Origin of the sequence: Butyricimonas hominis, assembly GCF_014287455.1 — a bacterium.
GTDB classification, from domain to species: Bacteria; Bacteroidota; Bacteroidia; order Bacteroidales; family Marinifilaceae; genus Butyricimonas; species Butyricimonas muris.
On the sequence record NZ_JACOOH010000008.1, the window covers coordinates 226,012 to 249,222 of the forward strand.

General features: G+C 45.7%; 21 protein-coding genes. 6 read left to right on the forward strand and 15 right to left on the reverse strand.

Annotation, left to right across the window (positions count from 1 at the left end; all coding sequences use genetic code 11):
* Positions 1–101 precede the first annotated feature (101 nt).
* On the forward strand, positions 102–1,073 hold the full coding sequence (locus H8S64_RS17680) for an N-acetylmuramoyl-L-alanine amidase family protein (protein WP_186977825.1): 972 nt from the start codon (positions 102–104) through the stop codon (positions 1,071–1,073).
* Positions 1,074–1,106: 33 nt separating this feature from the next.
* On the opposite strand, the gene H8S64_RS17685 is transcribed toward H8S64_RS17680, so the two are convergent.
* From H8S64_RS17685 to H8S64_RS17695, 3 genes are all read right to left on the reverse strand, one after another.
* Positions 1,107–2,663, reverse strand: coding sequence for an ATP-binding protein (locus H8S64_RS17685; RefSeq protein ID WP_186977827.1), 1,557 nt, complete (start codon positions 2,661–2,663; stop codon positions 1,107–1,109).
* An 88-nt stretch (positions 2,664–2,751) separates the two neighbouring features.
* Positions 2,752–3,438 (reverse strand): response regulator transcription factor, encoded by a 687-nt coding sequence (locus H8S64_RS17690; protein WP_186977829.1) that lies wholly within the window; start codon positions 3,436–3,438, stop codon positions 2,752–2,754.
* A gap of 18 nt (positions 3,439–3,456) precedes the next feature.
* Positions 3,457–4,470, reverse strand: coding sequence for a sensor histidine kinase (locus H8S64_RS17695; RefSeq protein ID WP_186977831.1), 1,014 nt, complete (start codon positions 4,468–4,470; stop codon positions 3,457–3,459).
* Positions 4,471–4,997: 527 nt separating this feature from the next.
* Between H8S64_RS17695 and H8S64_RS17700 the strand changes: the two genes are divergently transcribed.
* From H8S64_RS17700 to H8S64_RS17720, 5 genes are all read left to right on the forward strand, one after another.
* Complete coding sequence (locus tag H8S64_RS17700) at positions 4,998–5,237, forward strand: hypothetical protein (protein ID WP_186977833.1); 240 nt, start codon at positions 4,998–5,000, stop codon at positions 5,235–5,237.
* 7 nt (positions 5,238–5,244) lie between these two features.
* A complete protein-coding gene (locus H8S64_RS17705) occupies positions 5,245–6,291 on the forward strand; it encodes a BF3164 family lipoprotein (protein WP_176554872.1) in 1,047 nt (348 codons plus the stop codon).
* The gene (locus H8S64_RS17710) at positions 6,278–6,838 is read left to right on the forward strand and encodes a peroxiredoxin family protein (protein WP_186977835.1); all 561 of its coding nucleotides are present in this window, start codon (positions 6,278–6,280) and stop codon (positions 6,836–6,838) included. Before H8S64_RS17705 ends, H8S64_RS17710 begins: the two co-directional genes overlap by 14 nt.
* A complete protein-coding gene (locus H8S64_RS17715; protein WP_186977836.1) occupies positions 6,839–8,686 on the forward strand; it encodes a hypothetical protein in 1,848 nt (615 codons plus the stop codon).
* A gap of 145 nt (positions 8,687–8,831) precedes the next feature.
* The gene (locus H8S64_RS17720; RefSeq protein WP_186977838.1) at positions 8,832–10,313 is read left to right on the forward strand and encodes a glycoside hydrolase family 10-like protein; all 1,482 of its coding nucleotides are present in this window, start codon (positions 8,832–8,834) and stop codon (positions 10,311–10,313) included.
* 17 nt (positions 10,314–10,330) lie between these two features.
* Here the strand turns inward: H8S64_RS17720 and H8S64_RS17725 are convergent, their stop codons facing one another.
* From H8S64_RS17725 to H8S64_RS17780, 12 genes are all read right to left on the reverse strand, one after another.
* The gene (locus tag H8S64_RS17725; protein WP_099290128.1) at positions 10,331–10,555 is read right to left on the reverse strand and encodes a hypothetical protein; all 225 of its coding nucleotides are present in this window, start codon (positions 10,553–10,555) and stop codon (positions 10,331–10,333) included.
* Positions 10,555–11,055 (reverse strand): DUF3990 domain-containing protein, encoded by a 501-nt coding sequence (locus tag H8S64_RS17730; protein ID WP_366482917.1) that lies wholly within the window; start codon positions 11,053–11,055, stop codon positions 10,555–10,557. The genes H8S64_RS17725 and H8S64_RS17730 overlap by 1 nt, the downstream gene beginning before the upstream one ends.
* On the reverse strand, positions 11,025–11,243 hold the full coding sequence (locus tag H8S64_RS17735; protein ID WP_099290126.1) for a DUF3791 domain-containing protein: 219 nt from the start codon (positions 11,241–11,243) through the stop codon (positions 11,025–11,027). Before H8S64_RS17735 ends, H8S64_RS17730 begins: the two co-directional genes overlap by 31 nt.
* A 200-nt stretch (positions 11,244–11,443) precedes the next feature.
* Positions 11,444–12,601 carry a TlpA disulfide reductase family protein gene (locus H8S64_RS17740; protein ID WP_186977840.1) on the reverse strand — a complete coding sequence of 386 codons (1,158 nt, stop codon included), beginning with the start codon at positions 12,599–12,601 and terminating at the stop codon, positions 11,444–11,446.
* 21 nt (positions 12,602–12,622) lie between these two features.
* Positions 12,623–13,810 carry a TlpA disulfide reductase family protein gene (locus tag H8S64_RS17745; RefSeq protein ID WP_186977842.1) on the reverse strand — a complete coding sequence of 396 codons (1,188 nt, stop codon included), beginning with the start codon at positions 13,808–13,810 and terminating at the stop codon, positions 12,623–12,625.
* Positions 13,811–13,830: 20 nt separating this feature from the next.
* Positions 13,831–15,435 (reverse strand): RagB/SusD family nutrient uptake outer membrane protein, encoded by a 1,605-nt coding sequence (locus H8S64_RS17750; RefSeq protein WP_186977844.1) that lies wholly within the window; start codon positions 15,433–15,435, stop codon positions 13,831–13,833.
* Positions 15,436–15,468: 33 nt separating this feature from the next.
* A complete protein-coding gene (locus H8S64_RS17755) occupies positions 15,469–19,176 on the reverse strand; it encodes a SusC/RagA family TonB-linked outer membrane protein (protein WP_186977846.1) in 3,708 nt (1,235 codons plus the stop codon).
* A 98-nt stretch (positions 19,177–19,274) separates the two neighbouring features.
* The gene (locus H8S64_RS17760) at positions 19,275–20,441 is read right to left on the reverse strand and encodes a FecR family protein (protein WP_186977848.1); all 1,167 of its coding nucleotides are present in this window, start codon (positions 20,439–20,441) and stop codon (positions 19,275–19,277) included.
* A 361-nt stretch (positions 20,442–20,802) separates the two neighbouring features.
* Positions 20,803–21,360: an RNA polymerase sigma-70 factor gene (locus H8S64_RS17765; RefSeq protein ID WP_186977850.1), complete on the reverse strand. Its 558-nt coding sequence runs from the start codon at positions 21,358–21,360 to the stop codon at positions 20,803–20,805.
* Between the two features lie 63 nt (positions 21,361–21,423).
* Positions 21,424–22,191, reverse strand: a complete 768-nt coding sequence (locus H8S64_RS17770) for an alpha/beta fold hydrolase (RefSeq protein ID WP_186977852.1) — start codon at positions 22,189–22,191, stop codon at positions 21,424–21,426.
* Positions 22,175–22,534: an MmcQ/YjbR family DNA-binding protein gene (locus H8S64_RS17775; RefSeq protein WP_186977854.1), complete on the reverse strand. Its 360-nt coding sequence runs from the start codon at positions 22,532–22,534 to the stop codon at positions 22,175–22,177. Before H8S64_RS17775 ends, H8S64_RS17770 begins: the two co-directional genes overlap by 17 nt.
* A gap of 43 nt (positions 22,535–22,577) precedes the next feature.
* The gene (locus H8S64_RS17780) at positions 22,578–23,171 is read right to left on the reverse strand and encodes a type 1 glutamine amidotransferase family protein (protein ID WP_186977856.1); all 594 of its coding nucleotides are present in this window, start codon (positions 23,169–23,171) and stop codon (positions 22,578–22,580) included.
* Positions 23,172–23,211: the final 40 nt, after the last annotated feature.

The window sequence follows — 23,211 nt, forward strand, 5'->3', positions numbered from 1 at the left end:
CAAACGCTTGAATTATTGTATTTTTTAATTTTCGTTTGTCTAAATTTATTATTTTCGAGGACAAACAAAAAGAACTATATTTGTGATGAATTTTTGAAACCATGAAATATATATTCATCATATACACGAGCATTTTGTTCATCTTTTTGCCCATCCACGGCTTCACGCAAGAAACCGGAACACCGGGAAAAGGAGAAGGCATACTCCAATTTCTGAAACGCTTCGAACGCACGAAGCCGGAACATTACACGCAATTCATGGAACTCAACAAGAGTAAGCTGGACAAAAATAACGGTCTGCGGTTAGGCGTGAAATACACTTTACCGCCAATGAACCGGGAAGGTAATGAACCTTTATTCGGGGAGAAACTGGCGAAATACACGATAGAGTCCGACGAACTCAAGGGGGCCTGCTTTTATCTGGTTTCCGGTCATGGCGGTCCCGATCCCGGGGCTATCGGGGTGTTACAGGGACACCAACTGCACGAGGACGAATACGCTTACGACATCATGCTCCGGTTGGCACGCACCTTGATGTCGAAAGGAGCCAAAGTTCACATCATCATCCAAGACGCCGCGGACGGTATCCGGGACGATAAATTCCTTGCCACCGGCGATAGGGAAACCTGCATGGGCGATCCCATCCCTTTGAATCAAGTACAACGCCTCAAACAACGTTGTGACAAAATCAACACGCTATTCCGCAAAGACAAGGAAGCCTATCGACGGGCTATCTTTATCCACCTTGACAGCCGGAGCGAGAGCAAACAGATTGACGTTTTCTTTTACCATTACGAGGGTAGCGCCAAGGGCAAACATCTCGCCAACACGCTACAAGACGTGTTTAACAAGAAATACGACAAACATCAACCTAACAGGGGATTCTCCGGAACGGTAAACACCCGTGACCTATACGTCATTGAACAAACGCTCCCCGTGGCCGTTTTCCTAGAATTGGGTAATATCCAAAACAGCCGTGACCAACAACGTTTCCTGCTAAACGACAACCGCCAAGCTTTAGCTAATTGGATTTGCGAAGGCTTGACACAGGACTTCCGCCACTATTCAAAATAAGGCGGTTTACCAAAAAGAAAGATAATCATCAAATTATTCCACGAGCCACTTCCCGATATTACGTTCATTAGCATCAAATTCCACCCCAATCTTTACCACTTCTCTGTTATCAACCGAATAAGGCAAAAGATATCCCTTATCATCAATTTGCTTTAAAGCTTGCTCGGCTGTACCATCTAGTTTAAACTCGAAGACATAAATGTATTTCGGTGTTTTCACCACGGCATCAGCCCTTCCCTTGCCACTACGTACCTCAGCCCCCGTGAATTGTCCCATTAACTTGAACACGAGATAAAATACAACTTGGTAATGACGTTCCGTCCGGGTATTCAACTCGTAAGGGAAGTCCGCGAAAAACGCCCGTAACCGCTTCATAAAGGCATCAACATCCCCCACACGAAGTTCCTGTACGAATTTTCCAATGTAAAATCCTCGCTCATCTTCTGCCAAAGAGGTATAAAAAGGTACTAAAAAATCCATAAAACCATATCTTACCTCATCATTCGGAAAAGCAAGCAGATAATTCTGGAACTCCTTGTCGTATTCCTTAATCGTCAAATAACCACTTTGATAAATCAAAGGAATCGGGTTATCAACATTTACCCGGTACTCGGTGAAAGAAGAAGCAGGAGCTTCTACCCCGTCAAGTAATTCCCGAAGGTCGTAATCACTCTGTTTCAACAACTCGACAAGAAAAGTCGGGGTTCCCGTCTGAAACCAGTAACGACCAAATACTTTAGACGTGAATACGCTCAACACGCTAAACGGGTTAAATACCCCCGGGGCATTTTGATAAAAATGATAGCCATCATAAAGCGTCGTCATCTTTTTCACTACTTCGCCGACGTCCATAGCGTTAGTTGCCGCCAATTGTTCAATCTCCGGTTGAAAATTATCCTTTAATTCTTCCAAAGTTATCCCGCAGATAGTAGCGTAATCCGGCCACATACTAATGTCACTCAACTGGTTGAGATCACTAAATACACTAACTTGAGCAAATTTAGTAACCCCAGTCAAAAACACGAAACGCAAATAACGGTCGGCACTCTTGAGTACCCCGTAAAAAGCCTTCAAGGTATCGCGGAAGTCTTCGAGTAAGGCGTTATCCTTTCCCAATGCTTGCAGAAGCGGTTTATCATACTCGTCCACGAGCACTACGACCCCGCGTCCGGTCTGCTCGCAAGCACGACGAATGACATCAAAAAAACGACCTGCCGGGGTACTTTCGCCGTCACCCCGTCCCCAACGATCTTCCCACATCTTCAAATACCTGTCGAGGATAGCGTACAATCCCTCGGGAGAATCATACTTCTCGGCGTTCAAATCAAGATGTAACACGGGATGCACGTTCCACTCTTTCTCCAACTGCCCGATAGTCAATCCCTCGAATAAATCCTTACGTCCCTCGAAATAAGACTCGAAAGTCGAGAGCAACAAACTCTTGCCAAAACGTCTTGGACGACTAAGAAAATAAGGTGCACTGGAGGAAACCAGCTTCCACACGAAAGCCGTTTTGTCAACGTATACATAGTTGCCAACACGTATTTTTTCAAATGTCTGTATGCCTATCGGAAGTTTCCTCGTTTCCATGATGCTCTCGTTTTTAATCTATAAGCAAAGATAATCTATAAAGCTTACAATATCAAATCTCCGTTTGATTATTCCCAAAGGGCTTTCTCTATTTTTCTTTCACCATTAATCCCAACGCCTTCCCCCATTTGGTAGCGATAGATATCGAGCCGTCTTTCGGTAACATTTTTCTCAACCCGACAAGACATTTATCCAAGTAACGATACGATTCTTTGAACGTGTTGCTCCAACCCGCTTGCACCAGAATATCTTTTGTCACGTAGCAATTCTTGTTCTCGCACAACACTTTCATCACCTTCATTTCCAACGGACTGAATAATATCACTTCCCCGTCCACGACAAGTTCACGGTTCACAAGGTCAAGATACACCCCGTCGCTAATATCTATCGTTTTCTCGCTACGCTCACGAAATCCGATTTGTCTTAAAGCGGCTTCGATACGGGCTTTAAATTCAGCTTCATCCATATCCTTGCGGATATAATCATTTGCCCCGCTCTTAAATCCGGCTACCGCGGCGGATGAACTGCCAATACTACTGATAAACAAAATAGGAATGACAGAATCATCTTTCCGAATCACTCTAGCGACCTCCAAACCTGTCATTTTCGGCATCATCACGTCGAGCAACGCCAAGTCCGGTTTCTTCTGACGATAAACCTCAAGCGCATCCTCCCCGTCGGTAACGTGGTAAACCGTGTGCCCATTCTTTTTCAAGTAAGTTATGAAATCCTCGTAATACTCCGCCGAATCCTCAGCGTACAAAATTTTAGCCATTTTCCCGTTTGTAAAATATTAATCGTTTTCGTCTGTTACCAAAGGCACCATGACCGTGAACGTGGTTCCGACACCCTCGGTACTGTCCACCCGAATCACACCGCCATGAGCCTCTATTACCTGTTTCACGTAACTCAACCCGATTCCGAAACCGTGTACATCGGCAGAACGACCGCGAGCAACCCTGAAATAACGCTCGAAAATCTTCTCCCTCAGTTTCTCCGGAATACCAAACCCGTGGTCTTTTACCGATATAATCAGCATATTCCCCTCGTCCTTGCACGATATCTCGACTTTCGGCGAACCACCCGAATACTTGATAGCGTTCTCGATCAAGTTACTGATGGCGTTCGGAAAGTGAATCGGATCGGCTTCAATCACGTTCCTACTCAATTGATAATCCACTTTAATCGAAACATTTCTTTTCTCGAACACGGAATTGAACTGTCGAACAAGTTCATCAATTGAATCCTGCAAAGATAACTTTTCCCACGTAACCTTGAACCCTTGTTTCCATGCATTTAATAATTTAAACACGAAATTATTCAAATGCAGCACTCTATCAAACCCTCCATTCAATGCTTCCAATTGCCTTTCATTCAAATTATCAACCCCCTCCTGTTTTAGCGCAAGGAGCTTTTTCTTAATTATCGACAGCGGGAACTTCAATTCATGCACCATACTGCTCATAAATTCCTCTCGGACTTTTGCCACGTTTCGTTGGAAAGAAATTGTCTTCACTTGATAAATAGAGCATATAACCAAGAATATCATTATAAGAAACGAACTAATAAGAATACTTGTCATCTGAACAAAGAAGGTCTTATAAGGTATATCAAAATAAACAATCAAACCATGATGACTTTTCATACCTAATTCAATAATGTTAGAAACAATACGTTTATTTACCCTTGAAGAACCATTTTCTGTTGTAGCAACAATCTGTCCACTCTTCGTATCAACAACTTCTAGTATATAACGATCCGTAATTCCATTACGATTAAAATAAGCATGACATATACTGTCCAACATAATGATATTTTCACTAGACTGCTGGTTTATCAAGTCATAACAAACTTTTCGTATTGTACCTAAATAACTACTCTCATTCTCATAATTAATAATTGTTGTGTCGCCGTTTAAAATAAACTTCACAATTTCTTTGTCTAAATCAAGTCCTACCTTTGGTTGATTTTGTCGTATTGTTTGATTACGTACTAAATGTTCTTCAAAACCTGTTTCAACAGCCATGACCAAAACATTATTTACTCTATTCAAAAATTCAGCCTTTTTATATTGAACCATACGATTCAGCCAAAATCCTTGAAAAATCAATAAACAAGCTATTGCAAATATTGAAACTCCCCACGCTAAATGGAATCTTCTATTCATAACCACTATATTTAAGACTACATAAAAGTATCGAAATTCTCACCTTATTATATATGTTTCCCTTGCACTGCAATTTTAAGAATAAATTAAGAAAAATAGGAACAAATGAGGAACAATTTATCTCAAATTTTCCCTATATTTTTGTAACACATCAAAACGCTCAATATATGAAGAAATTTATTATTAGTATATTGTTTATATCTATAATCCTCGGACTAACATTAGTAAATGTTACTCTTAGGAAAGATTCCACGAATATAGATATAAAAATTAAAAATATCGAAGCTTTCGGAGATAATGAAAGCGGGGAAGACAATCCATGTACAATTGTTGGCGCTATTTGTATGGTGTATGATACTAATGGAAATCCTACATTCTACCCGGGACTTACGCTAGATGTAAAATAACATGAACATGAAAAAGGCATTATTTATACTATTAGCCGTTGCCTTCGCCTACAGTTGTTCTGATGAAGTGCGAACTGTACCGAAAGAGCAGAATCCTTTGTTTAGCATGAGTCGTGCTGTCTCACTAGACAGGTTGGATACAAAAATCAATCTACAAAAGCTGGGCATTATAAACCCGACAAAAGTAATCAAGAAAGATTCTATACTTATCGTGCTTGACCGGGAAGGGTTGAACAAGATTTCCATATACAAACAAGACGGAACATTGTTGGGAAATTACCTCCCGACAGGTTTAGGCGGCAACCAAGGTTTGTACATCTTAACGATGCATCTTGACGAGAAAGGAATCTTATCAGCCTATGACTTCGGGAACAACCGAATGGTCGAGTTCGACATGAATCAACTGGGACAAGCCGGATTCGGTCCTACCTTTACCCCCGTGCCCACGGACAAGAAACACTTGTGCGCTGCCAAATGGGGTTCCACAATCGTGGCAACGGGTATGTTCGACCAGCGTTACGCTTTACTGGAAAACGGGCAAGAAAATTTCTTCCTTCCCTACCCGAATTACCGGAACGCCGACAATTCCCAGAAAAGCATCTTATTTGCAAGTAATATCATAAAGATAAAACCTGATGGAACGAAATTTGTCTGTGCGAATATGCAAAGCGGTATCATAGATTTATGCTCTCTCATACCTTGCAACACCATCACTCGCATCACCGAGCAAAATCTCTATTCTCCAAAAGCCACGGTCAAGAGTACCAGGAGAAAGCCCGTCGCGTATTCCACAGACAATCTCTTCGGGTTTGTTGATATTGAAGTATCTGATGAATACATATTTGCCCTCTATTCCGGGAGAAGTTACAATAAATACAAAGAGAAGATAGGCTATGGTGAACGGATTGTAGTGTTCGACTGGGAGGGCAATCACGTTCACACCTATTTACTAGGGAATCCGTTCACCTCTATTTCCTTTTGTAAAGAAGAAAACGCCATTTATGGCTTGACAAACCATCCGAATTCAGTGTTGATTAAATATGCATTGGATTAATTTCCGTGTGAGAGTTTTGTACCTTGGGATGTTCATCCTCCTCGGGGGATGCCATTCCAAGGATTACAAAGCCCGAAAAGTAATTGAAGAATGGTACGGGAAAACAATCACGTTTCCCACCTCCCCGGCGGCTAAAATCCTCGGGAGAGACACGACCGTCACGCTCACGGAACTATTGGATAAAGAATACAGCGTTCTTACTTTTTTTGATTCTACCGGGTGCACGGAATGTAACATGAAATTACATGACTGGCACTTACGCGTGAAAGATATAGTCGGACAACAAGATAAAGTGAATTTTATCTTTATCGTCCACGCCAAGAATTTCGAGGCCGTATCGGCATTTGCCGTGAAGAACAAATTCAATCACTTGATATTTTACGACACGGACAATGCCCTGTGGAAGGCGAATCCGAACCTGCCGCACGACCCCGAATTTCAAACATTCCTACTCGACCGGGAACAAAAGGTCGTGTTAATCGGTAGCCCGGCGAGAAACAACTCGCTGTGGAAACTGTACAAACAACAAATTAGTGTAAAGAATTAAATGACACAATGGATTAACAACACCGTGAATTTCCTGTCCTTCATGGGCTTCCTTCTATTAATCGCCACGATGCTGGTGATCGATTCGGAAAGCATGAACGGGATTGTTGTTGCCAAACGTTTTTGGTTCTACACTTTCATGTGTATAACCGGAGTCATTTCTATCATTCTGGCTTTTTACAGGAAATCGACCACGAGAGTCGATGAAATCAAAACTATCATAATAGGGATTTTGACTGTAGTGATTATTGGCATATCCCGTAACTCCAATCAGGAAATGATGAACGCGGAAGTATTTCTGTTAATAGTCATTTCCTATTTTTTCTTCGATATCTATTTTTCTTACAATAAAAAATCGATCAAGACATTTCAATTCGTTCTGATCGCACTCGCTTTATTTGAAGTCATTTGGGGATACTGCCAATTATACGCTTATATCCCGGAAATGCAAACAAAATTTCAATTATCCGGGTCCTTCGACACCCGATACGCTTATGCCGTATACTTGGCCTCGATTACCCCGATTGCGCTTTACTGGACAATCACACTATATCAAAGATTAAGTGCCAAATTCTCGACACCATCTTATACCGAGCAAGCAAAGCCGGAAATCATCGACGAGATCATGTTGTTCGTGCTATCAGCCCTCTCCTTGTTGGGCATACTATCTATCATGCCTTTTACAGGGGAAGCCATCGCGTGGCTCACCGCGGCGTGCGGATGCTGTGTTGTTCTGTATTTCAAATTCAACATGCACGCTTTCATCAAACGCTTACAGACACAAAAACAAAGAATAACCCTCTTGATCAGCGTGCTGCTTATCAGCACCGGTATCGTGGGCGGCTATTACAAATTCCGGAAAGATCCAGTGGACGAAAACCTTCTGGCGTGGAAAATATCCATGAACGTGCTGACGGAAAACCCGTTATTCGGCATTGGTATCGGGAACTTCCAAAAAGCATACGGGGATGCCCAGTCTTACTATTTCGAACACGGCAACCGGACAGAAAGAGAACTGGCATTGGCCAACACGCCCTGTTACCCGGTCAGTGACCTTGTCCGTATCACGGCGGAAACCGGATTGCTGGGATTATTACTTATCCTCGGGTTTGTCGCCACAATTCTTATAAAAAGTATCCGAAGTTTAAAACGATACCCGGAGAAGTTAGCTACCCTAGGTGCATTAATTTCGCTCTCTATGGCAGGGCTGATGTCCTCCCCTATCAGATCATTACCGTTAGCTATCATCCTGATGCTCTTGCTCGCCTTGTGCGCCCCCCGGGAAGCCCGTCAAGAAAAAGCCGGACTGAGTTTCAAAGTAATTTATCTCGCGTTGGCAGGCTTGGTGTTTTTCACCGCCTTCCCCGAAATGAGAAAATACAACTCCTATCGCGCATGGGCAGAAGGAAAACTATATTACAACATGAAGATATACGCGACGGCGGTTAATATATACGCCCCGCTGGCAAAGAATCTAAGACATCCCGGATTTCTTATCGAATACGGGCAAGCACTCTCCCAAACAGACCGATACGAAGACAGCATCGCTGTTCTCCGAGAAGTATTACAATCTGTATCCGCCCCGGTAATATACAATATCATCGGGAAAAACTATCAAGCCATGGGAGAGTACAAGCTCGCCGAACAGAACTTCCGGAAGGCCCATTACATGACACCCAGCCTCGTGTATCCCAATTATTTGCTGGCAAATCTTTACCACGAAATGGGATTACATGACAAGACCTTGCAATGCGCCCGACAAGTAATCACTCAAAAACCAAAAAAGGAATCAAAAGAAACACAAGAAATGAAAGCACAAATGGAATCGCTCATCAAGAGTATCCATTAAAAGAGCCATCCTCGGACCGTTCTGGTCCATTTCACACCATAGTACATCTAAATCCATCACTTTGGGGAGACATTCTAAGTCTCCCTTTCTTTTTTGTACCCATAAATCCGTATATTCGCGACATTCTAAATCAATGACACAAACCATGAAATATATATTATCGTTCCTTTTCACCACGATTCTCGGCATCACGCTCCTCTCCGCGCAGGATTACCCGAAGCGCGAATTTCGCGGGGCATGGATACAAACCGTGTTCCAGAGTGAATACGCCAAAATGTCGCCGGATGAGATGAAAGTTGACTTTATCCGCAAGCTGAATTACCTGCAAGAATGCGGAATCAACGCCATTGTCTTTCAAGTACGACCGGAAGCCGACGCGTGGTATCACTCCGAGATTGAACCGTGGAGCCGTTTCTGCACTGGCAAACAAGGTGTAGCGCCGGAGCCGTTCTTCGATCCGATGGCATTCCTCATCAAAGAATGCCACCGACGGAACATGGAATTTCACGCTTGGCTGAATCCCTTCCGGGCATGCACGTCGGGCACTGCCGCGTTAGCGGACACGCACGTTTATCACGAGCATCCCGAATGGTTCGTCACTTACAACAAGCAGTTACTTTTCGATCCCGGTATCCCCGCCTGTCGGGAATACATCTGCCGGGTGGTGGAAGATATCGTGAGCCGCTACGACGTGGACGCCATTCACATGGACGACTATTTCTACCCCTATCCCGTGAACGGAATGCCTTTTCCCGACGATAACAGCTTTCGCGCTTACGGGTTGAAGAAAGGATACTCCGAGGACGAACGGGACGACTGGCGACGGGAAAACGTGAATCAATTAATCCGGGAGTTGAAACGCACGATCGTGAAGACAAAGTCGTGGGTACGCTTCGGCATCAGTCCTTTCGGGATATATCGCAACAAACAAAACACGCCGGACGGTAGCGGAAGCAATACCAACGGGTTGCAGAATTATGACAACCTGTACGCGGACGTGACGCTATGGGTCAAGAAAAAATGGATTGACTACAATATCCCCCAAGTGTACTGGGAAATCGGACACCCGGCAGCAGACTACATCACCCTTGCCAAATGGTGGGACAAAAACGCCCACGATATCCACCTTTACTTGGGACAAGACGTGGCACGCACCATGAAAGCCGGCGACCTGACCACCAAAATGGAAACCGCCCGTTCCCTACGCCACGTGAAAGGCAATTGCTTCTGGCCTGCCAACGAGATATTATGGAATAACGAGGGCATCGCCGACAGCCTCCGTGAACATTACCACCACTACCCGGCATTGATTCCCGCCTACACGCACATGTACAACGGACGGCCAAAGAAAATCGCCAAACCCCGTGCCAAACGCACGGACAAAGGCTACACCGTGAAATGGTTCTCCGTCGGCGACCGTGAAGATCCCCGCAATCCCCAGTATTTCGTGATCTACCGCTTCGCCCCGAAAGAAAGCATCAACCTCAACGATCCCTCCAAAATAGCCGCCATCACGCACTACACGGAATGCTACCTACCGCTTCCCCGAACAAAATACCGTTACGTGATCACCGCCGTCGACCGCTTCCACAACGAGTCAAAAGGGAAAAAGATAAAACTTAAATAATTTTCACATGAAAAACATTATAGATAAGTAGCTGTAAGATATTCCTTCTTTAGCAATTCATAGGTATATGATGGACTTTGGATATATAACTCATTCTCCTTATCTTGTACTAAATCATAGACTTTAGAATTATATATCACATCTAAAGCAGAAATAGCATCCAAATTAAAATCCGCCATCAAATATTGTGTCATTTTATCAACAATATGTGCAATCAAATAATCCGTCTGTTGTTGTATCATCATATCCGTTTTAAAAATTCAATAGCACGTTTCGTTCCAAAAAAGAATTGATTATTCAATTTCCTGTATTCCAACTCTTTTGCCAATTCTTCCAAAGTAAATGAACCTTCTTCGTAACGATTTAGCAAATAAGCTACTCCATCATCTGCTATTGGACCAATAACAATATCATATTCATGCTTGAATGAAAGAGTATTTCTATTGCGGTTTCGATATATAAATTCTGCCCATTCTTTAATCGGCTTTTCAAAAACCAACACATTCAACAAATGATTGGTAAGAACAGCTTCGTCAAAATCATAGACCTGTACGATGGGATTTCCGCCAAAAATTCGGGCTTTCTTTTTTGCTAATTCTTCTGCCTGTGTCTGAAGATTTGTCAAATAAAACCCCTTGCCAAAGTCCTTGTACGGATTAGATTTCTCTATATCAATCTTATCAAAATCTACATTGGTCCCATGATAAAGTATCATTGCAATTGCCCTCCATTTTTGCGACATAAAACAATCAGATCATCCACCGCATCATCTATAGACTGAAGATGCTCCGTTTCGTAGAACTCATCCAAAAAATGAATTCCTTTGAAATGATACAAATACAAAAACGCACTTTTAACCGAAAGCTGAAAGCGTTTGGCAAAAGCACGAATGCAAGCATTCATATAAGGTATTTTATATTTATCATTCATCGTGGATAGATATTAAATAATTTGATACACACAAAAATACAAAAAGTACAGTTCAACCGGACATTTGAACCGTACTTTTTTTTCTGATTCAACAACAAATATCCTCCAAAAACGGAGCATATTGAAAAATTCGCAAGCATGCACAATTTCGAGAAGCTGCTAATATTTAAATTGTTCACATGCTTGCGATATCAATATTTCTATTTTTTCAACGCCTCTTCCACCACTGCCGACAACTCTTCTTTACTCTCCATGTGTGCCCGCACCACGATTTTCCCTTCCTTGTCCACAATCACGAACATCGGGACAGCGCGCACGTAGAACAAACCTCCCACGCGATAAGTGTCTTTCACCCATTCGTCAATCACCTGCGGCCATGGTAATTGCTCCTCGTCCAATGCTTTCTCCCACGAGGCTCTATTCTTGTCGATGCTCACCCCGACAATCTCCACGCCCTTGTCCTTGTACTCCTTGTAAAACTCCCGCACCCAAGGAAAAGAAGCGCGGCACGGCTTACACCAACTTGCCCAAAAATCAAGCACCACCACTTTACCCCGGAAATCAGACAAACTCAACAAAGAACCGTCCCGCCGTGCTAACGTGAACTCGGGTGCCGGACGTCCCGGTTCAATCCGTTGCCTCAACTCGATACAATCTCGCACTTCTTTCACCAGCTCACTCTCCCGCACCTTCTCGTCAAACAAGCCGAAAACTTGTTCCAACTGCTCCAATGACATTTCGTTCATCATGAAATTCAAGTTATAAGCAGCCGTTTCCACGGACGGGTTAGCCGCCATAATCTTCAACTGCTCTTCCTTTACCCGTGCCATATACGCATCAAACTCCTTTCTATACACCCAATAAAACGTTGTATCCTCTAACGTTTCTGGAGCATCGAATACCATTTTTGCCAACTCCGCGTATTTCTTGAACTCCGGCATTGCCTCCACCACGTACCATTGTTTATTAATCTCCTCATTTACATCATTATTTTTAGAACCGGTAACCGTCATTCCCTTGATAACCAATTCCTCTTCCTCGTTTATTCCCACGTTTCTCCAATCCCCCCGCATCTCTATCTTACTGTTCTCCAACGCCACTCTCATCTGAACCGCCTCCTTCCCCTCCGGAGCCACCGTCACTAAGGCAAATCCCACGCACGGCACCTCTCCCTCGAACACGAACTTTCCCCCCTTCATCTTCACCGTGTCGCAAATCACCAACCCTCCTTCAGTATGCATCGTCAAAATCGCGTTACCGTTTCCCGCACCTTTAAACACACCTTTCAACACGTACCCCGCTTGGCTGTTGCAAGCGAATAGCACAGTCATTACCAGTAATATCAAACATTTTTTCATCTCTATTCTTTTTAAAATTAATTACTTCCCGATTTCCTTATCCATTAATAATCCATTTACCAACTCCTCCAATTCATACTCCAGATAACCGCATTTGACTATTTTTCCCTCCCGGTCAATCAACACCAAGTGCGGAATACCCGTCACGTCATACAAGTCACTTGCCGTATGCTTCCCACCCGGGAGTTTCTCATCCCGCACGTGCAACCACGGTAATTTTTCTGCATCCAGTGCTTTTTCCCATGCTTTCACGTCCTTATCCACGCTGACACCGAGAATTTCCACCCCTTTGTCATGATACTTCTCGTAAAACTCCTTCAACCAAGGAAAAAGCTCACGACACGGACCGCACCAGCTCGCCCAAAAGTCCACCAACACCACCTTACCGCGTAAATCGGCAAGCGACAGCACCTGCCCGTCACGCTGTGCCAACGAGAACACGGGAGCCATCCGTCCCGGAGACAAACGCTGGCGGGTTTCCAATTCCTCGCGTATTTCGGTCAACATCTCGCTGTTCCGCACCGCCTCGTCAAACAGCCCGAAAACCCGTTCAAACTCTTCCAGTTCCATGCCGCCTATCATGGGTGTCAAATACAACGCTGCCGCTTCCGACGACGGATGTGCCGCCATGATTTCCAGTTGCCTTGTAAACATCAACTCTCGAAAACGATCCTCCAGCACCTGCAACGTATCCGCCTTCCGCATCACCTCGTCCGTCAACTCCGCGTTGTCATCCAACGAAGCGAACCACTTTTCCAACCGTTCATAATCCTTGAACTCCGGCAATTTCCGTAACGAGAAATACACTTCATCCAGAAGATTGCACACCTCCGTGTTCTTACCGCCCGTGACCTTCATATCCCGGATAAAGAAACTCCCCCCGGCATTCCTTTCCAGATTTACCCAGTCGCCTTGCAACTCAATCGGGCTATTTTCCAACACGATAAGCATATCCAACACCTCTTTTCCTTCGGGTGCCACCCGCAAAGAACATGCTGCCACGAAAGGCGTCTTACCTGCGAAACGGAACTTTCCCCCGTTCATCTCGGCTGTGTCCGCTATCACTGATGCACCCGCATGGTCGGTCACGGAGATCACCGCGTACCCGTTCCCAGCGTTTTTCAAATTTCCCTTTAGCACATACCCGTCCTTGGGTGTGCCGCAAGCCAGAAACAGGCTTGCAAGCACAACAAACATACTTGTTTTCATCCGATAAAATCAATTCATTATTATTTCCAACCTCCATTCTGTTCCCAACCCATGGTCGCCGCTTCAAACGTGTAGAAAGGCAATGCCCAACGCGGGTCATCCGGAGCTATTTCCAATTGCACGCGAGTACTCAAATCAGTCGGGTCTGTCAAAATCTCGCGGCGAACATAGATACCGGCATTTTCCGCCCCGTTCAGACGTTTAACATCATAGAACCGCCAGAAAGCTCCCATCTCGCGCAAACGCTCGTCCAACACCTCCTGCACGCTACCGGTAACCCCTGTCTCAGCAGACACATCGTCCATAAAGCGGGTGCGACGCAACGTCTTCAACGTCTCTGCCGCGGTTCCCTCGTGTCCGCCCCGGGCCTCACACTCCGCCTTAATCAAGTACATCTCCGCCGTCGTCATGCCGATAAGCGAATTACCCGCGAAACGCGAATAACTGTATAGATTCCAAGGTTTCAAATATTGCCAGTTTTCATAACTGATATATTGCTCGAAAGTATTCGTATCCATTTCAACCAAATTCTCACCGGTCATCAAAAGAGGCGTACAAGAGCTATAGAAATGAATCCAGCGGGCATCATTCTCCCGGTCCCAAAGCTCATAAAAAGACTCGGAAATCGGGCAAGTACCCCCCAATCCTTCCCAAGACACGTTGGGCAAATACAACTCCTCGTACTTCGCCACCGCCTCCGTATCCATGTCATCCAGTTCAAACATCGAACTCACGACTATTTCATCCATCGGCTCACCCTCTTCATCCAACACGCTAATCCAATTCCACTCTTCCAACTCGTATTCGGGTTCATTCTTAAAATCCACCAGAGTATTATGAGCTTTCAACGCCTCCGTCGCGTTCGACAATGCCAGCTCGTAATCTCCCCTGTACAGGGCTACCCGCGCCCGGAATGCCTGCACGGTCGGCACCGTCGGGCGGAAATTATGCGCCTTGTCAAACGTCGTGCGCCCCGCTTTAGTCAACGCCTCTTCCGCCAGCCTCAAATCCTCGTAGATACGTTCCAGCGTGTAGCCTACCGTTTTCCGTCCGGGAACTTCTCCCGCCGTGGCATTATCCCGATAACCGATACCCGGTTTATCGTCTCCCCACAAACAATACTGCGTCAACAGCATAAAGTGGTAATACGCCCTCCCGAAACGAGCTTCGCCTTCCACTTGATCATGGATAGCTTCCGTCGTCTGAATCACCTTATCCAGATACTCCAGCACCGTGTTAAAACGATAAATTCGTTCCCAAACCGGAGTCCAAGTCCACATCATCCACATCGATGTCATCAACGTCTCTCCCTGCCAGCAATATGACTCGTACGTGGTCGGTTCACTTGCCCGCAACCCGTGCACGTAAAACTCCGGTGTCAACTCCACCGCGTCCGTCAACGGAAGAGCTTCCGTCAAGTAAGCACCCGAGGAACTACCTTCCCCCGTTTCAGCATCAACCCGTTCAAACAAATAAAGATCGATACTTCCGGTCAGCCCATAGAGCTGGTCCATGTGGTATATGTAAGCGCTGCCCGACTTGTCCGTGGTCTCATCCAGAAAATCACTGCACGAAGCCATTACCAAGGCTCCCAACAAGGCAATGATTGTATATATTTTTCTCATATTCCTTACTGTTTTTATCCATTCATACTCATTTTACCAACTCTTGAAACCAAGTTTCACCCCAAACGTGAAAACAGGCATCGACTTTAGACTCCCAAGCGGGTAATCAGGATCCATTTTCCCGTTTGCGCTCCAAATCAATCCCAAGTTGCTCGCCTGCGCGTAAACATGGATACGGCTGAACACCCCCTGTTTCGACAACAGGCTTTGCGGCAAGTCATACCCCAGAAACACCTCGTTCAAACGGATATAATCTCCTTTTATAAAATTGTTTCTGAAATACGTGCTAACCTGTATCATGGACGAATATCCATTACCACTCAAGAAATTAGGTCTATTATCATCGTTATAGAGCGGCAATTCGGAATAAGACACCTGATTGGCATACCCCTTGTCATATACCTCAAAAGCCTTGTCCAGACGTTTAGAATAAGCAGCAAGATTTCTGCTATTGGGCGAGAAACTGTCATTATAACTCGTCATAACATAATAACCGAACTGCCCCGTGAGCATGAAAGAGAGTGTCACCCCTTTCCATGTGAACATATTGCTGAAACTCAGCGTGCTTTTCGGTTCCATCGTTCCCAAATAGTAAGCCCAGTTATTATCACCAAGCGTTTGCCCTTCCCGGGGAGTCACAAAATCCATCATGTGAGAAGATTCATCATCCAAAATGGGTTCCCGTGAACCGTCTTTCCCGCCCAGCAACACGTAGCCTTCCGGCGAATACCCCACCGGTTTCAGAACGGTGAAAGAACCGATCGGACGCCCCACGACATAAGAGTTACCAACCGCCAGATAAGGACCCGTGAAACCGAATTTTTTCAATTCGTTGTGGTTGTACGAATAATTCAGTATCCCGCTCCAGCTCAAATCTCCCGTGATAGGCAAGTCCGAACCGATTGAAAACTCCACGCCCCGGTTCACAATTTCCGCGTTATTCAACAACATAGACTCCACACCCTGCGAAATCACCGGTACCGTCGTGTTCGCCAACACGTCATAAGAATATTTGTTATAAAACTCTGCGCTACCGCTCAGTTTATGCCCGAAAAACGCCATATCCACACCGATATTCAGCGTCCGCGACTTCTCCCACGTCAGTGTATTGTTGCCGCGTTCCGCTATCGTGTTAAAAGATTCTCCCCCGGAATAAATAAGGCTACCCGGGTGCACTGCCACCGTCGTCACGCTGGACGTCCCCGACTTGCCTGCCGCCACACCCGCGATACCGTACGATGCACGCAACTTCAACTGGTCTATCCAAGAAGCCCGTTCCATGAACCGCTCGTTTGAAATCAACCAACTAGCACCGAACGACCAGAACGGGGAAAACTTATCACGCACGTCTTCCGCTTGAAAATTGGAAGCATCCGTGCGGAAACTGGCAGTTACCGAATAACGGTTGTCATAAGTATAAGCCGCGTTCGCGTACACCGAGAAAAAACGGTCTTCCAATGTCGATAGGCTCCCCAACTTCTCGAAGGGCATATACGAAGATACCCCGAAAATATTGTTTTTCTTCGTCACGTAATCCAGCTCCGTCAACACGGAATTGGTATATTTATTATACCCGTAACGTGTCACTTTCGGGTCTGCCTCCGTCGTGGCGGAAATAACCTCCGTACCCGCCAGCACGTTAAACGCGTGTTTATCTTTCGTCAGACTATAATCAGCCTGCCCGCGCAAATTATAAGCCTCATACGTGTGCCCCTCGTTCGAGAACACTCCCCCGGTCGGGAAATAAGAAACATACCGCCCCGTTTCGCCCAACGCGGAATAGGTATTATACAAATCCCTCACGAAAAACGATTCCGACTCGTAAGACACGTGCTTGTCGTATTTCCGTCGCTCGTACTGTCCCTTGACACTCACGTTCAGTCCCCAGTCCGTCCGGTACTCGAAACCACCTTGTACCCTGTAATTCATCGTCTTCGAATAGTTATCCGTGTATTCCCTATCGGCAACAGGATTATACGTCCAGTCCACCGGAGTCTTGCCGGCATAATATTCCTCCGACATCAACAGAGGCTCGTACACAGTCCGCGAGGTCGATATATGCGTGAAATTCCCTTCGTCATCCTTCAAACGAGTCCACGGGCTAAGCCATTCCCGCACGCTTTCAACACTCGTACCGTTATTCTCCTCACGGCTAAACATCGTGTTCACCGCGAACTCGAACGTCAGGTTCCTCGTCAAGCGGGCGTTACTCGCCAGATTCAGCAACACGCGCCGTTTGCCATTCTCTTGCAGGTAACTATCCTCGTCATCATAAGAAGCCGAAAAAGCGTAATCCAACTTATCGGCGGCACCCCGCAACGACACGTTATACTGCTGACGCACCATACGCCGGAAAATATACTCGTTCAAATCATCTTTCCACATCCCGCTGTTTCCTCGCTCGATAAGCTCCTGTTTTTTAGCATCGTACTCCCCCGCGGTAAGATTCTTCCTATTATCCCGCTCGTACAGCATACTGTATGGAGCCGACATATACCGCCTCCGTGCGGAAGCTTGCGTGTAAGGGTCGTTACCTGCAAAATTAATCGGTTTGTACTTGTGCATCAATTCCTCGAAACGAAACTGATTCTCCGCCGACGCCATGTTAAACAAATAATCCAAATCCGCCCGGGAACTCACCGACCAATATGCATCCGCCGAAATTTCCAACTTGCTCTTTGCCTTGCCTTTCTTCGTGGTAATCACGATTACCCCGTTCGCCGCACGCGCCCCGTAAATGGAAGTCGCTGCCGCATCCTTCAACACCGTCACAGACTCCACGTCGTTCGGGTTAATCGACGCAAACGGATCACTTTCAAGCATATAACCGCTGATGGGAAACCCGTCCACCACGATCAGCGGATCGTTATCCGCCTTAAAATTTCCATCACCCATACTGACTTGCGATATAGTACCTTGTCCCCGGATAGCGAATCGTACCTGTCCGTCCACCGGTGCGCTCACCACCGTCAATCCCGGTACCAACCCGACCAACGCTTGCGCGAGATTGGACGTCGGTTTCCGCCCCAATGTCTCCGCATCCACGATCGAGTAAGCACCCGTGGCACGCTCCTTGGAAATCGTCTGGTAACCGGTAACCACCACGTCGTCCAAGTTCTCGCTATCCTCCTCCATCGTCACCCGGATAAATTCCTTTTTCTCCACCGCTATCTCCTGCTTCTTCATGCCCACGAACGAGAAAACAAGCACATGCGCCCCTTTTTCCGGCAAACGAATCTGGAAACCACCCGTCGAATCCGCCACGACTCCCGAAGCCGTTCCCTTCAACACGATAGTCGTTCCCGGCAGCGGGATTCCCTGCTTGTCAACTACCACACCTTTGACAATCCTCTCCTCCACTTCTTTCTGCTGCTGAACAGCCTCCTTCCAAATCACGATTGTCTTCTCCTCGATCGAAAACTTCAACCCCGTGCCTTTCAAGCAAGTTGCCAAAATCTCCTCCACCGTGGCATCTTTAAACACGACATTCCGATTTTCAATACCCCTCAAATCGGCATCACTGTACACGAAACTAAACTCCGTCCGCAATTTAATCTCGTTGATAATCTGTTTCATCGAGGCACTCTCCAACTCCATGCTCATTCGCACCTCCTGAGAATAGGCTCCGGCATGCACTTGCAGCACCAACAAAACCGATAAAATAAACGTCGCTTTCATCATTAAAATCAACTTCATTAATTTTCTATGCCTATCCATATAGGCATAACATTTTTTTTCCATAACTTTGTATTTAAGATTCGACAATATTTCAACTCCTGTTTGCAGCAGGATTGAAAAGTTTGACAAGGGGCGGTGTTTGCAGCACCGCTCCTTTGTTTTTATTTCACTCTAATTTTATTCTCATTAATCTCAAACTTCACCTTTCCCGTCCGTTCGATAAACTTCAACACGTGAGCGATATCCTCGTGCTTCTTGATATTCACCGAATAAGGAATCCGCTTCAACTCCTCGTTGGCATAAGTCACGTCGAACGAGTACCAGCGTCCCAATTCATCCAAGATGATAGATAACGGCTGATTATCAAACACCAATCGCCCGTCCTTCCAACCGACATACAACTCTACATCCACTTCCGCCACCGTCAACCGCTCGCTCTCCCGATTGAAATCAGCCTGTTGCCCGGGTATCAACTTCACACGCTGTCCTTCTGCCGACACGTCCACCCGTCCCTGCACCAGCGTGGTCAACACGTTTTCCTCTCCCTCGTATGCACGCACCCCGAAGGATGTACCCAACACCAATACCTCCACGCCTCTCGCCTCCACCGTGAAAGGCTTCTGTTCATCATGCGCCACGTCGAAGTAAGCCTCTCCCCGCAAATACACTTTCCGCCTCTCGCCCGAGAACTTCACGGGATACCTCAACTCTGACTCGGCATTCAGGTACACCGTTGTCCCGTCCGCCAGCACGAGCGTGTATTCCCCGCCCCGCGGTATCCGCAACAAGTGATATTCCTCCGTTCCGCCCGGTTGTCCCCCTTCCGCATCTTCATATCGCAATGTATCGCCTGCATTACTTACCCCGTTCCCCACCGTCCGATTTGTCCCGTCTGTCAACAAAACCTTGTCACCACCCGGCAAAATAAGTTCAGCCTTTGCTTTCCCCGGAGTTATTTCCGCCACAACAGCCACCTGTGCCTTTTCGCCCTCACGATTCAGGGAAAAATAAACAATTCCCCCGATTACCAACGGTAAAACAAACATGGCCGCATACCGAATCCACGATAATTTCCGCACACGCCGTCCCCCGCATGTCGTCCGGTTCAAAATCCTCTCCCACGCCCAATTTTCCGCCTCCGGCGATTTCACGAACCGACGGAATCCTTCTTCCAGATTCCGCATGGACACCAATCGTTGAAACATCTCCTCGTGCTCTTCGTTTGCTTCCCGCCAAACCCTCAACTCCCGTTCACCCGCATCATCCAACTCACCCTTCACGTGGTTCAAAATCAATTGTTTTATCCTATCGTCATCTCGTATTTGCATACTTTTGTTCTTTGGTTTTATACTAAAGCACGCAAAGTAGCGTTTGGTGTAATACCAAAACACACTTTTTTTCATACTTTTTTATTTTACGCTAAAAATCAAGCTATTATACAGCTACAATTTCTGAAAAAATTTAGGGGTAATTCTCCAAAAGATATTTATCTTTCTACTACATACAAAGTATTTCAATTGAATAAATTTGTATTCAATTACTAAATAATTCCTATTTATTTCCTATTATAATAGGAGATGAATGGGAGTTGAATAGGAGTTGAATGGGAGATGCTATAAAGCAAGTACAAATCAATATAATATAAAATATTACTTATTTTATAAAATTAAGGATTAACACGACTCGTTCTTAAGAAATCCACAACAGGATAGACAACACATTTTTCAAACGCTCTTTCATGTAATGATTGGCGTTATTCTTGTGCTTTTTCACGGTATTAACCGAAATATTCAATTTTCGGGCAATCTCCTCGTGACTGTTCCCGTCCAGACTCATTTGGTACACCTCTTTGCAGGCGGGGGACAGTTCGTCGAACACGGAAAGCAAAGCCTGAAATATCTCGGATTCCAGAATCTGATCGAGAAAAGACTCCGAATCATCCCCTTCCTGAATCATCCTTTCGGCATATTTATTTTCCACCTGCCGATGCCGAAGCAAATTCAAGCAATCGTGCCGCACGGCTTTATAGAGATAAGCCTTCACGGCATTTTCTACCCGAAATTCCATCCTTTTTTCCCACAACGCCACGAAAGCATCCTGCACGACATCCTCGATCACATCCTCGTCAGTCACGTACTTCGCCGCGAAATAACGCAAAGCAACCACATACCTGTCGTACAGCACACGGAACGCTTTCTCCCCTCCACGAGCAAATTCCTGTATTATATCTACTTCTCTCGTGTCCAAATTAACGCCATTTTCTTCTACAAAAATACAATAAAAAATGGAATAACTTATTTACCCCGTGATTTACAGAACACGTCCGATACTTTTATAAAATTCCTCTTTCGCTTCAATCTCCAAGAACGGAGAATGCCCACAACGTTCCAACACGTGTAGATCATAATTGACTTTAGCCTCGCGCAAAGGTTCGATTATTCCATTTAAGGGGTGCGGGTCCAAGCTGCCATGAATAACGTGTACTTCGGATCGTAGCCGCGGAAGAATCTTCATGAAATATCCCTCCCGCCGGAGTGTTGCCGCCTCCGTCCAAACCCGTGCATACATCTGTCCGTCCGGTTCGTATTCATTCGTGAAATCCGATACATGATAGTTATCACATTGGGCAACGAGCTTACCCAATTCTTCCATATCTTTATCCGTGGCGTTTCCCGATAATTCCGGCAGGCATCTTTCAAAACGTTCCCGCTCTCCCGGCGAAAGTCTTTTCAAACGATTATCCATGATTTGAGGTACATATTTTTCCTCGAAAGGGGGACACCCGACCAGCACAAGTTGTTTTACCCGTTCCGGGTATCGCACGGCAAACAAGATAATCAGCCATGCCCCCCATGAATGACCGACAAAAGTCACCGCCCCATCGGTTTCACGGCAAACCTGCTCGTGAAGTTCCTGTATCAATTCCTCGATCGAATAGCGGGTCTGGAATGGTTCCAACACTCCGTTTTGTAAAGATAGTTCTTCAGCCATAGGCTTTAAAGAACCTTTAGCACCCGGTCCGCCATGAACCAAAACAACGGAGTACGGGGCACTCCCGTATCTACGCGTTATATTCATCCCTTTTCTTTTTAGGCAGCTTTTTGACCACTTCTTCCACCGAGTGATTTATCAATTCTTTGATTAGTTTATCGGGTACATCACTTTCCAGATATACCGTTATCCAATATTTTTTATCCGAATAGAAACCAAAGAAAATCCCCTCGTAACGCTCCATCAACTCCACCGATTTAGCCGGATCACATTTCAAGTTCGCCCAGAATCGTCCGTCCTTAGTGCGCAACGGGGCAAAAGTAAACATCTTATCCATGATTTTATAGACCAAGGTGTACTCGTCAAACGGCATACATTCCGTCGCCCCTTTAACAGACAGGCAATAATCTCTGTATTCTTCAATATTCATAAACACCTATCATACTTGTAATGAATCCAAACCAAACGTTTCCCTATCTCACGTATCCATTCTTGTAAAAATCACAGGCCTCCTCTATTCTAGCGGGTTCGTCGGCTTTCAGCAGCAACAGCAATTCACGGGTAAATTCGATGTACCCGCAGCCATTCGCGGTCACGATATTCCGGTCGCCGACGGCTTGTGCCTCGATGTAACCCGCTTCATTCGTGTACCGTTCTCCGGCATATTGTTTCAGGTAGGGAAGCGTGTTGCTCGTGTGCTTCACGTCATTCAAGAAACCGTGGATACCCATGAAGACGGAAGCGTTGCAAATCGCACCCACGATTTTCCCTCGTTCCAAGGCTCTCCGGACGATAGGAGCTACTTGTTCCGCCTCGGGCGAAAACCAACTCGTTCCGCCGACCAGAACCAAAGCCGCATAATCATCGGGCATGGTTTCAAAACTATAATCGGGTTGCGTGCGGAATCCCCCTATCGAGGGCACGAGTTCCAAAGTCGGGGCGACGGTCTTTACAGTGTATTTCACTTCACTGCCCGGCATAACTCCGGTACTCAACGCAGTTGCGAGAAATGCCCCTTCCCAATCGGCATATCCATCCAGAATAATAAATAAAACTTCTTGCTTCATATTAATTATCATTTTATCCAATAACAAAAGTAACTATTTT